The organism is Methylobacterium sp. JK268 (assembly GCF_054052225.1).
In genome coordinates this window covers 1-14483 of record NZ_JBSVZN010000057.1, presented here as the reverse complement: position 1 = coordinate 14483, position 14483 = coordinate 1, and the positions used below count along the sequence as shown (strand labels likewise).

The window sequence follows — 14483 nt, the reverse complement described above, 5'->3', positions numbered from 1 at the left end:
CGGCCTGAGCACCAAGATCCACTTGGTCGTCCGCGGTCTGGGCTGTCCGGTCCGGTTTGCCCTTACGGCGGGCCAGAAGGGCGACGCGCCCCAGGCTGAGGCCCTGCTTGCCGATCTCCCTGCCGCGGTGGTCCTGGCTGATGCGGCCTACGATAGCGACCGGCTGCGCAGGGCGATTGCCGACAAGGGCGCCACGGCCGTGATCCCGAACAATCCCTCACGAGCCAAGAAGTATGATCTCGACACAGCCCTCTACACCGAGCGCCACCTGATCGAGTGCTGCTTTGCCAAGCTCAAGCAGTTCCGGCGCGTCGCCACACGCTACGAGAAAACTGCCCGCAACTACGCAGCCGTTGTCACCATCGCCGCTATCGTCTTGTGGCTCCGGTAAGTGTCCACAGCGCCTAGCCTATCACCGTGAGAATGAGGGCGGCCAGGAGCCCTCCCGCAAGCGCCATGCCGAGCAGGATCACGCTGCTGAGCTGATCGCCCGTGTCGACAGTGCGGCTCTGTTCGTGGATCGAGTCATTGCCGGACATGACCATCTCCTCTCCCTACGTTTCCACATGATGTGGTGCAGGCGGCCCCGGGAGACAGTGCGTAACGAACTCTTACGGGAGTTCCGACAGGCTGTGCTCTCGTCGCGCGAGTAAGTCGATGGCACAGGTCCGTATCCTCGATCCGCTCACGGGCCGGGTCGTCACGGTTGACCTCCCGCTCCCGGCTCCCGCGCGACCCGCTCCGCGCACGTCCGGCTCGCCTTCGGCGGCACCGGTACGGACGGGTCCGGACGCGACGCAGCCGGACAGGTCGCAGCCGATGCCGCCGACCGCCGTCCCTGCAGCTTGAGGACCAGGCCGCCGAAGCCGCCGGATCTGCCTCCGGCCTTGGATGGTCTGCGGGTGGTGCGGGGCGGGAAGGGTTGGGTCCGGTCTATCGGGTGAGCGGGATCGCTGTGATGAAGTGCATCTCGGACAGATCCCGCGGCTCCCAGACCGTGCGCAAGGGCATCTGCCGGCCGTCCGGCGCGGTCACCGGTCCCTCGAACACGATCCGCCACAGCCCTTTCTGGGGGAAGATCGTCAGGCCCGGAGGGTTGCCCCGGGCGTGCGCGACGAGGGCGTTTGCGAGAACGTCCGGAGCATCAGGCGTGAAGCCGAAGCCGATGAGAAACTTCGCCTTCGACCCACCGCGCGGATGCTGAAGGTCGAGCAGGTAGGCGGTGATCTTCGGCCTGGGGATCAGCCACGTGACGGTGCCCTTGGGCGAGGTCAATGCCCGGTGCTCGCGACGAGGCGTATCTCGTGAGGCTCGACGGTTGCGAGGGCACCAGGCGGTTCTGCGAACTCCACGACGTAGGTCACGCCGTGGTCATGCACGCTGACGATCGTGCCTTCGGTGCCGGCAGGGATCGTGTCGCCGTCATCGCTGACCACGCCCGCGGTCAGCACCACGCTATCCAGGTCCCGCAGACCCAGCTGCGGCGCTTCCTCGCGAAACCGATAGGCGAACTCGACGGACATGCGTCTTAGGATGGTCCCCGGTGGCGCGTTGTCAAATGCGTTCTGCACATCGCCAATCCCCGCCGTCCTGTACGAATCTCGCTGGCCTGCTGGCGGACCTGCGACCCTGCCCCTCGGCAGCTCTGCGGCGGTTCCGCTAGCCGTTGTCCTCACAGACCTAGCCCTCGGCCGAGACGTGCCAGAGCCGCTTCAAGGGGAGACGCCGATTCCGTCCCCCGCTCCTCGCCCATAAGCAGATGGCTTCCGCCTAGGACTTGCTTTTGGGCGAGTTGGGCGAGCGGCCTGACTGGGGCGGCTGCAGGAAGCGGTGCGCGTGCTGCAGGACGGTCCAGGACGGCTGGGAGCGGATTGGGGCGAGGAACGGGCCGGCGAGCGGGAGACGCAGCCCCACGGGCCGCCTGAGCCCGCGCGTTGGCCTTGGCGAACTCCACCCCGTACTCCTCGCCGAACCGGAACAGGATCGGCCGGCGCTGCAACCCCTCGGTCGTGCGCTGGTAGCGCTTGCCGGGGTCGGGCTCGTACCGGGTGACGAAGCCGATCTCCTCGAGCACGGCGATGGCGCCACGCACGCGGGCTTCCGTGAGCCCCAGATCCTCGCGGCCAGCGATGGCCCTCCGATCGATCGGGAAGGCGCACAACAGCCGCCTGGGAGCGCTCCACATGCGGGCGAGCCACTCGGCCAGAGCGAGCGCCGCGGAGGCGTTCTTCCGGCCGCTGAGGGCCGTCGTGAGCCTATCTGCGACAGCGCGGGGTAGGCGGTAGGTGGCATGCGGCATCGATCGGCCCTGCTAGGGCCGCAGCAACTCGTGCCCGATCACCGCGTGGTGTTCGGGGTCCACAGGCAAAGCCTCGCCGTTGCCGGAACCGAGGTTCCAGCTTGACTCCCGGGGGAGCATCTGGCGATATCAGGGGGTCTGAATTCCTGATCTCGCCGCTTCGGCGGTTCCACGGCCCCCTCCCGGCAAGGAGCGGGGCCGTTGGCTTTTCAGGGTCTCAGTGCTACGGCTGCGGTCATCTCCACGACTCGGCACACGCCGAGCATCGCGCAGCCTGCGACGACGCGCACGGCGGGTCAAGGTGTTAACCGCGACGGAGAAAGGTAAGGGCTTGATCCGGAACAGGATCAGCGTCTCGTAGTTCTACCGAGGCGCTGTAGAGCGCTCACGTCACCTTGCAGAACTATGTGCGTGCGTGCACGCACTACTCGCGATGAGCTACTATGGCATGTCTACGAGTAGCTCTGACACGGTCTGTACCCGGTCAATCCAGGTGGATGCATCCAGGCTGCGGTAGCCGATAACACGCAAGATACGATCGTACTCCTCTCGCAGATTGAATGCAAAAATCGGCTCATGGTGAGCTATTCGGTTTCGCAAGTTGCGTACTCTCTCAATCTCATCGTGCATTCGAATGAGCTGTCCTTCTGGAGTCAACACCAAAGGTAAGCCAGGAAAGTGGCCAAGTACGCCTGGCTGCCAGATGTCGCGACGGTGGCGAACCACCATCCGCTTTTGCCAAAAGCTGAAGGAAAGATGTGCTACAATCTGCCCAACGTCACGGTGGCGCTTAGCTACGTTGCGTAGCTCGTCTTGATCGTTGAACCGTCCGATTGCAGGAAGGTTTCGCAGGAACACGGGATCCGTCGGCCATGTCAGGCCAAAGCGTGCCTGGATTGCCAGTGCCACACCGTTGCGCACCGCTATCTCGCAGAGCTGTAACGGTGGTAGGAAGGCAGCTGAGATCTGCATATTCCAGCGATAGAGGGCAAGCGCAGCCGTGTGGTTGCCTCCCCGTGCGTTGAGGTAGGTTGCCATACGTGGCGCCGAGATCACTCCGGGCAGCCCCGCCAGTTCCGCCGGCGTGAAGGTTTTCGGCATGGGGTTTGGGTTGATTTTGAGGCTGTTTGGGTTGACAGGACGGGGTCCGTTTTCTATCTCATTCTGGAATGGTTCGGGAACACGCAGGCTACGCCTCCCCCCCGGGTCAACAGCAGTTTTTTAAACCAATGACGCAAAAACCCGCCGCATATCGGCGGGTTTTTCGTTTCTAAGCGCAGTGCCGCAACAGCGCGTACACGGTCACACGTTGTAACTTATAGCGTTTCAACGTTTCAGTTAGGCTTGGGCGAATTCGCTGGGAGCAGCTTCTCCAAGGCGGCAACCCGGTCGGTCAAGCTGTCGACTTGCCGTATCGTGTAGGCCAGGGCGGCACCGGACACGAGTAGGGCCAGGACGGCGGTGGCGACCGACATCAACTCGATGCGCTTGTCCTTGGCTCTCGCTTCCGCCGCCAAACTGTACAACAGCTTGCCGATGGCGTGGCCGATGAAGCCGCACACGACAAGGTAGCCGACCCACGCGAACACCTGCTGCATCATGGGGTACTTCAACACCGCGTCCATACCATCCCCAAACGTTGTAAGTTACAGCGTTGTAACACTTAATCCGCGTTGAGCTTATCGAACTCCTGGCCGTGGGTGGCGAGGAACGACCGGATCGCGTCGAGGTACACGTCGTGCACCTTCACGCCCCGGGCGCCCGCGATGTCCTTCATGGCGGCGATCACGCGCGGGTGCAGGTACACGGACACGTGCGGCCGGACGGCGCGGGCCTTCACGAGCTTGAACCCCGGCGGCACCACCACCTGCTCGCCCCCTGCCGACACCTTCGGGGCAAAGGGATCATCCGCTGAAGCGTTGTAAGTTACAGCGTTGCCAGTTGTACCTTTTGCCTCGGCGGTGAGGCTGCTCGTGGTCTTCGTCTTCGTCGCCATCTCGTCAGGTCCCCTTGCTCATCCGCGCCTTGAGCCAAGCCCACAGCGCCGCAACCTCGTCGCCGGCCGGTCCACCGATCTCCGTGACGCCGAGCCCTTCCAGCATCGCCGTCTGGTGCGCCGCCCTCGACGCGATCGATCCCGGGGCCACGGCGCCGGTCTCGGACAGGAGCGCGCGCGTCTCCTCGATCAGGGCGGGGCGGCGCGAGTCCGTCTGCGCGAGCACGTACGCGAAGTACTTCCCCATCTGCCCGACCGACCGGACCGTCGCGCTGGTCGCCTCGATGTCGAGAATGGACGGGCGCACCGGCATCAGGACCATGCTGGACCCCCGCACGAGGACGGTCACCGCGGCCGAGAGCTGGCCGGGGCTGTCGATCAGGACCAGGGAGTGCTTCCCGTGCGCCTGGATCCGGTCGAGCAAGCCGTCGACCTCGGAGGGTGTGACGGCACGGAAGACGATGTCGTTCAGGCCGCGACGATGCCGCCGCCGGCCCCACGACAGCAGCGAGCCCTGCGGATCACCGTCGATGCAGACGACGTGCTCACCGTCCTGGGTGGCGGCCACCGCGAGGCCCGCCGCGATCGTCGTCTTCGACGAGCCGCCCTTTTGGCTGGCGATGCACAGTACCTTCATCGAGGCAGGTCCCGAGACGCTGTAAGTTACAGCGGTGCAACGCTACCACGTCACGAGAAGGCACGAAAGCGGAGTTGCGACCATCAGGCGGTGCAACTTGCAATTTACAACGCTACAGCGTGATGAGTTTTAACGTGCATGGGAGGCTCGCCAGCGGCCGTTCCGGGGGCGGCTGGCGGGTAGGTGCCGGCGATCCCCCCGGCCGTTCTGACGCCTCCTGTGAGGATCCTCGGGACACACCATCTCTTCCCTGGTTGTTTGTCGAGGGTTCCGAAGATGAGTCCCTGGTTCAACGTGGTGGGCTTGATTGCGGACATGTTGGGCGTCGCGCTCATCACCTACGACGTCTGGCCGGAGTACAGGCTACACCGGCTGAAGCAGAACGTGGCGGAAGATCACAAGAAGTATCTAACTCATCAACCTCAGGAGATACATCGCAGTCCGCAAGCAGAGGTAGCCGCTGACGTAGTTCGGAGGTTGGAAGGTTCAATCACTAATCTTCTTCGCAAGCGTCTCGGCTTGCCGCCTGTCCCCAGATATCAACAGGATCGGATGACGCCTGAGCAAAGGTGGCGGTGTATGGCCGAGATGGACGCGGCACTGACTGCCAAGACCTCCGCCCTGTCTGAGCGATGGAGACCGCCGGTCGGCGTTGGGGCCTTGCTGGTGTTTGCGGGGTTTGTGCTCCAGATGATCGGATCCTGGCCGCACTGACGCGCGTGTTCGCCCTCGTCGAGATATTTGTAAAACTCTAGTGCATTGACCCTTCAAAAGGTACACCGTACAGGGCGATTTCCTTTGCAGTTCCAACCGGTACCAACCTGGCATCTGATGCGAATGTCAGCGTCTGTGCACTAGGCTGATCGACCTCGTCCGAGCAAGGCAGATCTCATCCGACCACCTAGCAGTGGACGTCTTGACTATCCAGAACCTCCGCTATGTAATATGGTCTTCCGTCCAACAATTTTAAAGTTTTCCAACCAACAGTAGGAGCCGCACATGAGACAGGTATTTACTGTTGCAGCTATAGCATTTATTCATTTGACGTGCGAGGTGCATGCACAAGATCAGCAGTCGGCCCTCACCCTTCTTCAAGATCAAATCCAGGAATTGCGATCAAAATTGGATGCAAATGCACAGGATATAGCTGATCTAAAAAACTCCGCACTCCCATCTGGAAGTATTTTTTTCGTACAAACTACTAATTGCCCAAAATCATCCTTAGAGTTCGTGGCTGCTCGAGGTAGAGCAATTGTGGGGAGTCCTTCACCTGGAACAGTTGCGGCTCAAGTTGGACCTGAGATGATTGACAAGGAGCCCAGGAATAAAGTTGCCTATCATCAGCATTCTATTACAATTCCACCTCATATTCATACTATTCCTGGTCTGGTGACTTTTGACTACAATGAACACCCACCATCTCAAATTGCCGGCGGTCATGGATTTCTATTAACAACCAATGTCAATGGGACAACACTACAGAATACTGCTCAGCAATTACTTACAGACTTCAATGGTATCCAGAATGAGCCGGCACTGCCATATATTCAATTGAAAGCATGCATCAAGAACTGAGCCTGTCGCACCCTCGTTGCCGCCGCAGCAAAATGTCAGCATTTCTGACCTATTTCCCACGCATGAGCACGCCCGCAACCCACCGGGGCGGCTGGTTTTCAGTCGTCGGAGCGACGATTTGCAACGGTCACGCGATCGCGCTAGCCGGCAAGTGGGCCTTCCTCTGTTCAACGCAGAGAAGACCCTGGGTGAGCAATCCCGCTCACTCAGAACCTGGGTCGGAGGATCTTGATGAAGTCAGAACCGACCAACCTCGTGATGGGGATGATCCCCATGCGCCTCCTGGCAGAGATTGCGCGCACGGGGATCACCGGAACCAGTCGTGTCGTACGTCTCACCTATCAGAGAAACAGATAACTCACAAGCGCTCCATCACGATCTTGAATGCGTCCCCGGTTCGCCCCTGGCTGGCGTCCTGGGCAAGCACGCGGTCGCGCTCGACCTAGGAGTGCCGGCCCGCCAGTCGGCCGAGGGCCGCGACGAGACCCTTGAAAAGGCCGAGCAGGCCCTCTCCGACGTCGCCCACGTTCAGCACGGCGCTGGCCCGTCCATGCGCAAGCGCATCCGCCAGGCGGTGCGCCTCGCCCAAGCCGCTGACGTCGCCTGTGAGATCAGCACCACCGTCAAGATGCGCCTCGGTCAGCGCGCGGCCCTCGCGCGCCTGATGAAGGCCGAGGTCGGCGGGGTCGTGGTCGACGTGACTGATCGCGTGCACGTCTACGTCGACTTCATCACCGCCTTCTCGGCCAACGCCGCGGCCCTCACCGGCTCGCGCTGGTCATCGTTCCTGACGTGGATGCGCCGGCACCTCCCGGCCGTGGTCGCCTGCCTGGGGGAGGCACGCTTGAAGCTGATGTTCGGCGAACACCTCGACGCCGCCCGCGCGTCGCTCACGGACCGGATCAACACCGGGAGGCCGGGCTACCTTACTGGCCCGACGCCCGACGACGTCGCGCACGCCCTCGACCTCACCGTCTCGCAGCTCCGGGCAGCCCGCGCGAACAAGTGCGGGCTCACCGGGATCGACGCGGCCGACGTCCGGCGCGAGCGGGACCGCCTGAAGAAGCAGGCGAAGCGCGCCGCCCGGAAGGCCGCGAAGCCCACTCTCACGGTTGAAGAGAAGGCCACCCGCAAGCGGGAGAAGGCGGCGGCTCGGAAACGGAAGGGCCGAGCCCAGAAGGCGGCTGTCACGCAAAACGCGTCCCCCGCTCCTAAAGAGATTGAGAGGGGGGACGCGAAAAGCGTGACATCCTCCGCCGCAGAGGCGCCGATCGCGACCGCGGGCGGGGCCGACACCTCCCTGGCGACGGTCGCGACTGCGGCGACGCTGGTAGCCGAGCAGGAGGATGCGAGTGGGACGGTCGCGCAGACCTCCCCGCCGTCGCGCTACGTGATGCCCTCCCAGGAGACGCAGGACGCGACCTATGCGCGCCTGCTCGCGGGGGCCGACGCCGCACGGCGCGAGCTGGCCGAATGCATGCACCCGGAAGACGAGTGGCGCGGCTGGTGGGCGGGCCAGCGCCGGGATCGGGAGGCCGCGTGACGTGGTACAGTGACTAGGTCGACCCAGGGGACGCTCCTGATGGGCTTGTCACACGCCACCATCGTCGTCCTGGCCCTCGTGACCATCTGGGCGATGCCTGCCGGCGCGCAGACACTCACGACACCACCCGCGCGGTCGCAACCGGCGCCGCACGAGGACCCCATGTGCGAACTCCTGCGGGACGGCGCGAACCGTGACGCCGGGATCGGGGCGCGCCGCGTCGAGAGCGACGTCGCCCCCGACGAAGACGAGCCCCTGGTCGAGAGCGCCGCCGAGCGTCAGGAGCGGCGGCGCCGGCAGCTCGCGGAGTACGGCTGCACGCAGTGAGGATCTGGCGCACCGGCCGAGATCATCACCCACTGCTCGGCAACGCGACGTGCATGCAGCCGCTACCCTCGCCGGTAAGGCCCCACTCCTTGCCCGTTACCCGAACGGGTAATCTCTGAAGAAAAAAGGAGCGGCTCCCATCAGAGGAAGCCGCTCCTTTGGGCGGCCCCCCACCACAGGAAACCGCCCTGAACACCCTACCACAGGTGCGAGAGTGAGGAATGCGCCATCACTCTCGAGTTGATTAGTATTACAGACCGCCGCATTGCGCAAGAGATTTCTTTTATATCACGATTTTGTGAACAGATCCACATAACATTATGTGGCGTTAAGCTCTCGATGTCTGGAATTTTCTACGCGCAGCATTTCGACATCCGAACCACGTGCCGATGCAAGAGTGTCTGGCCGATTGTGTGGTGCACAGCGAGACGGCCGTCACTCTCACCCTCCTGCCCGGCTTCTCGACCGGCATGCACGAAACCACCCGGGACGGTGATCCTCCGACACTAGCGCAGGGACATGGCCGTGTCTGAGCCGAAATTGACAGACAGTGCACGATAACGTACACTCTCATGATAGTTGCCACAGCTGCATTCTCTAGAGCAGACCGCAGGCGTTCCAGAGGCGTAATTGACGTTTGAGGGGGGATCCCGTACACTGAATATGGTAGCCCCGTAATCACGTCTCGACCAACCCGCCCCAACCCGGCGGGTTTTTTCATGCCCGCAACCCACCCACAGTCACACCACGAACACCCATGAGAACCGGACACCCCTTTCCTGAACTGCCGGAGATCCTGTCCTTCAGGCTCCCCCACGGCACCACCGCCGCCATCGACGAGACCTGCCGCAGGCACGGCCTTGGTCGTGGCGAACTGCTGCGGCAGGCCCTCCTGCGCCGCCTCGCCGAGGATGATGCGCTCGTGCCGGCCGCCCTCGCCGTCGCCCGTCGCCATCATCGGGAGGCGACGTGAAGACCTCCACCGCGCCACTGCTCGTCGCCTTCCAGGCATCCCCGAGTCTCGCCGAGAAGATCGAAGCGAAGGCTGCCGAAGCCGGACTGTCTATCGCTGAGTACGTCCGACGACTCGTCGTTTGCGCCGTCACCCTCTACCCAACGAAATCAATCGCAGAATTCCATGACTGCTAGTGCATTTGAAATTGCCGCCGACGCTGTTCGTTCAGCTCTCGTCGGCCGCGTGCATCACCTCGAACCCTCAGCGCGCATCGCCGTCGTCGAGGACATCGCCGCCCGGATCGAAGCGACGAACCTCGACTCGCCGTGGATGCGCGACGGGCTCGGCCACGCGATCCTAGACGCCGAGGGCGAGTTCGCCTCTCCCCGGGCCGTCGTCCGCCAGATGGTCGACCGCGAACCGCAGCGGTTCGGCATCAAGACGTCCGCGACACCGCCCGCCGCCATGTCGGCCGCGACCGTCACCAACCTCATGGTGAAGGCCAGACAGGGTGACTCCGCCGCCCGCGCGCAGCTCGACACCTACCTGAAAGCCGGTAGCCGATGAGACCCCACCGCATCACCACCCACTCCAGCCCCGGCGGCTGGCTGAAGCGCCAGCGGGAGGCGGCCGAGAAGCGCGAGGCGATCCAGGCGAAGCTCGCCGACCCCGACTACGTCGCCCACCAGCGGGAACTGGCCGAGCAGCGGGAAGCCCAGGCGATGGCCGAGCGGGAGCGCGCGGCTGCGGAGCGCGCCAAGACCGCGTGCCCGTGCTGCAAGCTCAACGCTGGCACCTACAGCCCGGGCGAGGTCATGGTCATGACCAGGAAGATGCTCCGGGAACTCGGCCGGGAGCGCATCGACACCCTGCTCGCGGACGAGCCTGCGCCGGTCACCACGCCCGAGCTGTCCAGCGTGTCGCCCGACCTCGCGCAGATCGTCGAGAACGCCGTGAGGCAGGCCCTCGCCGCGAACGCCGCGATCCTGTCGCCCGAGGATGGCGAGAGCAACGACCCGAACAACGACCCCGTCCCGGTCGTGCCGGCCCGCCGTGGTCCCGGTCGCCCGCCGAAGCCCCGCCCGGCCGCGTGATGCCGAGCCCGCCGCTGACGACGTCGACCACGACGTCGAAGCCGGTGTGGTCCGCCACCCGGCGCCGGCGCCGAGCCGAGCGGGAAGCCGTCGAGGACGGCGCCGTCACGCCGCCCGCCAGCGTGTCGGACGGATCGACCCGCACGCCCGGGGGCGATAAGTCCGCCTGATGAACACAGAGTCCCGCTAGAGGCCCGCACGGATGATCCCCGCCGTGCTCGTCGCCTCGCGGTGCGCCCGCCGGTGAGAACCAGCCTCCCGGCGGGCGCTGCTCTCTGCAAGGACCGATACCGGAACCACATTCCACTATCACAGGTTGGTTCAGCGGCATCGCGCCAAGAACGCGAAGTCTTTGGAGGAAGCGCCCGGCAGGATCAGAAGGTCCTGTCGGGTGTCCACCGGAACAGCGAGTCGCTACCTTCACGCCGCCGTGCGCGCCAGGACTCGTGACACCTGCATCGCCGTCCACTCGCCACCGCGGGCCGTCGCGATCTTCCGGGCGTTCAGCTCGTCGACGATCCCCCGCAGGGACAGCCCTTCGGCCTTAAGCTTGTGGATCAGCGGCAGGACGTTCGAGGCGAAGGCGTCAGCGCCGGACTTGTTCGCGGCGGCACCCTTCACGCCGGCCTCGGACAGGTTCTTCCGGTTCCCGAGCTGCGCGCCCTCGGCCTTCTTCATGGCGAGGGCGATGCGGGTCCGGGTCGCGATCATCTCGCGCTCCTTCTGCGCCAGGGCGGCGTAGATGTGCAGCATGAAGGGGTCCGCGTCGGCTCCCAGCTCGGCGACGATGAACGGCACCCGCTGCGCCATGAGGCCCGAGATGAAGGCCACGTCGCGGCTCAACCGGTCCAGCTTCGCCACCACCACGGCGCACTTGAGCTTCTTCGCCCGCGCCAGAGCCCGGTAGAGTTGAGGCCGGGCGTCAAAGGCGGCGTCGAGCTTGCCGCTGGCGACCTCGGTGAACTCCTCGATGATCTCGAACCCGTTGGCCTCGGCGAACGTCGCCAGCGCCGCCCTCTGCGCCTCTAAGCCGAGACCTGACCGCCCCTGCGCGCCCGTGCTCACGCGGACGTAGGAGACGATCGGGCGCTTGAGCGGGAGCTGGGGGGTGTCGGTGGCGGTCACGGGCCTACCTCGATTCAGCTTGTATCATCACCATACGACCATTTGGAGCTGATACACAACCGGTTTCTACCCCCGAAAATGACCATCCCAACCCCCATGCAGTGGGGCCCGTGGCGCAGCGGCCTCGACCCGGCCGAGCTGCGCGCACGCCTGCGGTCCCTACGAACTGCCGCGCACCTCCTGCTCGGCGCACGCGGCACGGCCCTCTGCGCCCTCCTGCGCGGCGCAGAGCACGATCCGGACGACCTGGAGCGGGCCGCCCTGGTCCTGGAGGGCTTGGCCCGCCTCGACTTCCGGCGGGTGGTGGGAACCTACGCCGCCCTCCACCGGGCCTGAGCCTCACGCCCCCTGCTTGCATCGGCTGTCCAACGCCTCGACGAACCCCAGGATAGCCTCCTGCAACCGGAACGCCGCCGCAGCGAGGGCGCTGTCACCCTCCATGTGGGCGGCAAGCTCGACCCCTTCGACGACGTCCAGCGGCGCAACAACGATGTCGATGATCGGCGCGATGTCGATGACTGCCACGATGATCTCCTGTCGTGAGTGACACAAGATCGGTAGCATATCCGGCGATCATTGCTACTGAAAACCTGGTGTGACGATGGCTTAAGCCGCCGTGCACTTCATCTCTACTGCACGCACGCACGCACACTGTGGTGATGAGCGAATGGACGGGATCGGACCGTCCAGACCTCATGACTTTACGATGTCAATGAACGGCTCAGCCTACAGCACATCTCCAGCACAGTCGATGAAAAAGTGCAGGGGTGGGGTCTTTTTTGTAGGACATCGACCGGCACTTGGCTGATCTGCCTTGGTACCGCACAGACAAAAGGCGGTTTATACCGTCCTCTACTCACCACAGTATGGACAGAGCACTACGAATGCCTACCGGATACACGCCGGCTTACCAGATCCTGAAGGACGGTCTCGACATCACCGGCCGGTTCAACGACCGCACCACCGCGATCTCAGTGGTGTGCGCGTCGCAGGGGAATGGAGACTTGTGCACCATAACGATCGACGACCGCGACTGGGCGGTGGCCCGGCCGGACGTCGGCACCAAGCTCAGCCTCAGCCTCGGCTACAAGGAGGTCGGCCTCGCCCCGTTCGGGGCGTTCGAGATCTTCGAGGTCACCTTCCTGTGGACGCCGCGCGCGATCCAGCTGCGCGGCTCGTCGGTGAGCTTCCTCGACACGCTCAAGGCGCCCCAGATCAAGGAGTACGAGAACAAGACGCTCGGCGAAATCTTCGGGGCGATCGGCCAGCAGGGCAACCTCTCCGTCAAGGTGCACCCGAGCGTCGCCGGCCAGAAGGTCCAGTACCTCAACCAGGTCACGTCCTCGCTGCACCTGATGCAGGAGCTAGAGCGCCGCTACGGCCTCATCGCCAAGGTCGCCGACGGCAAGCTCTCGGTGGTGCCCAAGGACTCCGGCCAGACCGCGTCGGGCCAGGACATGCAGACGATCGTCCTGCGCGAGCCGCACTTCGGCACCGGGAGCGTGCGTCACGTCACGCGCCCGAGCTTCACCAAGGTGCGGGCGTCCTACCTCGACCCGGACACCAACATGCGCAAATTCGTCGAGCAGGCGATCCCTGGTGCTGCCGGCATCGTCGGCCAGGAGATCCCACACACCATCGGCCCGATGTTCCGCAACGAAGCGGACGCCAAGGCCGCGGCACAGTCGCAGTCCTTCGCCCTCTCCAACGCAAGCGCCTTGCTCGAGTGCACGCTGGCCAAGGGGGATCCCTGGATCCGCGACCAGAACAAGGTGCTGGTCGCCGGCATGCGCGACGGCATCGACGGGTCCTACGTCACCTTCAACGTGTCGCACGGCTACACGAAGGAGCAGGGGATCGTCACCACGATCAAGGCGAACCCGCCCGGTGGCGGAGCTGACTACGCGACGATCTACAACAACGCCACGCCCGAGCAGCGGCGCATGATGTTCCTTGAGCCCGGCGACGGCGGTCTCGTCGGCTCGGTGATCGCCAACGGCCTGCTCGGCGCGGTCGACCCGATCGTCCAGGGGGCCATCAACATCGCGGGCGTGCTCTGAGGCATGCACGCGCTATGTTCCTGCTTCGTTCACGCGGAGCAGAGCATGGGTCAGGGGCGGGGCATCGGCGGTCGACGGGTCACCTGCTTGGCCGAGTACCCGTTCGTGATCGTGCGGGTTGCCTGCGGGATCTGCGCCTCGCGGCAGGGCTCCTACCGGCTCGCCCGCCTCGCGGAGAAGTATGGCGCCGACACGCCGCTGGAGCGCGTGCTGGAGGGCATCGCACATGACTGCTCCTATCCGCCGCCCGACAAGGTGCGAGGCAACCAGTACCACCCGCGCTGCCACGCCTACTTCCCCGACCTGACCGGGCCGCCGAAGCCGCCGGACCTGCCGCCGGTCCTGGGCGGATTGAGGGTGGTGCGGGGCGGGAAGAGCTAGGAGGTGTGGACTCTTGGGGTTCCCTTGGCGAGTCCTGCGTGATTCAAGGCTGCTTTTTGGAGGGCAGCCTTGGGCGTTCTGGATCGTCTCGTTCTCAGCGATACCCAATGGGAGCGCATGGCTCCCCTGATCATCGGCCGGCCGGATCAGCGCGGCTCGACGGGTCGCGACAACCGCATGTTCGTGGAAGGTGTGCTCTGGATCGTGCGCACCGGCGCGCCGTGGCGCGACCTGCCCGAGGCGTTCGGCGAGTGGAACAGCGTGTTCCGCCGCTTCAGCCGCTGGAGCCAGAAAGGCGTGTGGTGGCGCCTCTTCGAGGCCATGGCCGACGATCTCGACTTCGAGTACCTGATCGTCGACTCCACCATCGTACGCGCTCACCAACATGCGGCGGGCGCGAAAAAAGGGGGTCTGATCATCCCGCCCCATCCGATCAGGCGCTCGGCCGGTCCCGCGGCGGCCTGAGCACCAAGATCCACTTGGTCGTCCGC

Annotated in this window: 20 protein-coding genes and 1 pseudogene; 12 read left to right on the top strand and 9 right to left on the bottom strand. The window is 64.5% G+C overall.

Annotated elements, in window-relative coordinates; all coding sequences use genetic code 11:
• On the top strand, positions 1-391 hold a 391-nt coding region (locus tag ACW9J6_RS34015; RefSeq protein WP_457119260.1), incomplete at its 5' end, for an IS5 family transposase.
• 13 nt (positions 392-404) lie between these two features.
• On the opposite strand, the gene ACW9J6_RS34010 is transcribed toward ACW9J6_RS34015, so the two are convergent.
• The 7 genes from ACW9J6_RS34010 to ACW9J6_RS33980 all read right to left on the bottom strand — a co-directional run bounded on the left by ACW9J6_RS34010 (position 405) and on the right by ACW9J6_RS33980 (position 4932).
• Positions 405-539, bottom strand: a complete 135-nt coding sequence (locus ACW9J6_RS34010) for a hypothetical protein (RefSeq protein ID WP_457120747.1) — start codon at positions 537-539, stop codon at positions 405-407.
• 394 nt (positions 540-933) lie between these two features.
• Positions 934-1275 carry a DUF6883 domain-containing protein gene (locus ACW9J6_RS34005; RefSeq protein WP_457120746.1) on the bottom strand — a complete coding sequence of 114 codons (342 nt, stop codon included), beginning with the start codon at positions 1273-1275 and terminating at the stop codon, positions 934-936.
• Positions 1272-1523: a DUF4926 domain-containing protein gene (locus ACW9J6_RS34000; RefSeq protein WP_457120745.1), complete on the bottom strand. Its 252-nt coding sequence runs from the start codon at positions 1521-1523 to the stop codon at positions 1272-1274. Before ACW9J6_RS34000 ends, ACW9J6_RS34005 begins: the two co-directional genes overlap by 4 nt.
• Before the next feature lie 1217 nt (positions 1524-2740).
• Positions 2741-3400 (bottom strand): hypothetical protein, encoded by a 660-nt coding sequence (locus ACW9J6_RS33995; protein WP_457120744.1) that lies wholly within the window; start codon positions 3398-3400, stop codon positions 2741-2743.
• 233 nt (positions 3401-3633) lie between these two features.
• Positions 3634-3924, bottom strand: a complete 291-nt coding sequence (locus ACW9J6_RS33990; protein WP_457120743.1) for a hypothetical protein — start codon at positions 3922-3924, stop codon at positions 3634-3636.
• A gap of 38 nt (positions 3925-3962) precedes the next feature.
• Complete coding sequence (locus tag ACW9J6_RS33985; protein WP_457120742.1) at positions 3963-4295, bottom strand: hypothetical protein; 333 nt, start codon at positions 4293-4295, stop codon at positions 3963-3965.
• 4 nt (positions 4296-4299) lie between these two features.
• A complete protein-coding gene (locus ACW9J6_RS33980) occupies positions 4300-4932 on the bottom strand; it encodes a nucleotide-binding protein (RefSeq protein WP_457120741.1) in 633 nt (210 codons plus the stop codon).
• A 999-nt stretch (positions 4933-5931) separates the two neighbouring features.
• Between ACW9J6_RS33980 and ACW9J6_RS33975 the strand changes: the two genes are divergently transcribed.
• From ACW9J6_RS33975 to ACW9J6_RS33945, 7 genes are all read left to right on the top strand, one after another.
• On the top strand, positions 5932-6507 hold the full coding sequence (locus tag ACW9J6_RS33975) for a hypothetical protein (RefSeq protein ID WP_457120740.1): 576 nt from the start codon (positions 5932-5934) through the stop codon (positions 6505-6507).
• 322 nt (positions 6508-6829) lie between these two features.
• The gene (locus ACW9J6_RS33970) at positions 6830-8050 is read left to right on the top strand and encodes a hypothetical protein (RefSeq protein ID WP_457120739.1); all 1221 of its coding nucleotides are present in this window, start codon (positions 6830-6832) and stop codon (positions 8048-8050) included.
• Positions 8051-8089: 39 nt separating this feature from the next.
• On the top strand, positions 8090-8377 hold the full coding sequence (locus ACW9J6_RS33965) for a hypothetical protein (protein WP_457120738.1): 288 nt from the start codon (positions 8090-8092) through the stop codon (positions 8375-8377).
• 757 nt (positions 8378-9134) lie between these two features.
• Positions 9135-9350 (top strand): ribbon-helix-helix protein, CopG family, encoded by a 216-nt coding sequence (locus tag ACW9J6_RS33960; RefSeq protein WP_457120737.1) that lies wholly within the window; start codon positions 9135-9137, stop codon positions 9348-9350.
• Positions 9347-9526 (top strand): plasmid mobilization protein, encoded by a 180-nt coding sequence (locus ACW9J6_RS33955; RefSeq protein WP_457120736.1) that lies wholly within the window; start codon positions 9347-9349, stop codon positions 9524-9526. The genes ACW9J6_RS33960 and ACW9J6_RS33955 overlap by 4 nt, the downstream gene beginning before the upstream one ends.
• Positions 9516-9899: a hypothetical protein gene (locus ACW9J6_RS33950; RefSeq protein WP_457120735.1), complete on the top strand. Its 384-nt coding sequence runs from the start codon at positions 9516-9518 to the stop codon at positions 9897-9899. The genes ACW9J6_RS33955 and ACW9J6_RS33950 overlap by 11 nt, the downstream gene beginning before the upstream one ends.
• Complete coding sequence (locus tag ACW9J6_RS33945; protein WP_457120734.1) at positions 9896-10426, top strand: hypothetical protein; 531 nt, start codon at positions 9896-9898, stop codon at positions 10424-10426. The genes ACW9J6_RS33950 and ACW9J6_RS33945 overlap by 4 nt, the downstream gene beginning before the upstream one ends.
• 420 nt (positions 10427-10846) lie before the next feature.
• On the opposite strand, the gene ACW9J6_RS33940 is transcribed toward ACW9J6_RS33945, so the two are convergent.
• Positions 10847-11551, bottom strand: coding sequence for a recombinase family protein (locus ACW9J6_RS33940; RefSeq protein WP_457120733.1), 705 nt, complete (start codon positions 11549-11551; stop codon positions 10847-10849).
• A 96-nt stretch (positions 11552-11647) separates the two neighbouring features.
• On the opposite strand from ACW9J6_RS33940, the gene ACW9J6_RS33935 reads away from it, so the two are divergent.
• Positions 11648-11887 carry a hypothetical protein gene (locus tag ACW9J6_RS33935; RefSeq protein WP_457120732.1) on the top strand — a complete coding sequence of 80 codons (240 nt, stop codon included), beginning with the start codon at positions 11648-11650 and terminating at the stop codon, positions 11885-11887.
• Between the two features lie 3 nt (positions 11888-11890).
• On the opposite strand, the gene ACW9J6_RS33930 is transcribed toward ACW9J6_RS33935, so the two are convergent.
• Positions 11891-12076, bottom strand: coding sequence for a hypothetical protein (locus ACW9J6_RS33930; RefSeq protein ID WP_457120731.1), 186 nt, complete (start codon positions 12074-12076; stop codon positions 11891-11893).
• Between the two features lie 359 nt (positions 12077-12435).
• Between ACW9J6_RS33930 and ACW9J6_RS33925 the strand changes: the two genes are divergently transcribed.
• From ACW9J6_RS33925 to ACW9J6_RS33915, 3 genes and pseudogenes are all read left to right on the top strand, one after another.
• Positions 12436-13611: a phage late control D family protein gene (locus ACW9J6_RS33925; RefSeq protein ID WP_457120730.1), complete on the top strand. Its 1176-nt coding sequence runs from the start codon at positions 12436-12438 to the stop codon at positions 13609-13611.
• A 45-nt stretch (positions 13612-13656) separates the two neighbouring features.
• A complete protein-coding gene (locus tag ACW9J6_RS33920) occupies positions 13657-13992 on the top strand; it encodes a hypothetical protein (protein WP_457120729.1) in 336 nt (111 codons plus the stop codon).
• Between the two features lie 69 nt (positions 13993-14061).
• Positions 14062-14483, top strand: a pseudogene (locus ACW9J6_RS33915) (IS5 family transposase); the annotation flags it as partial.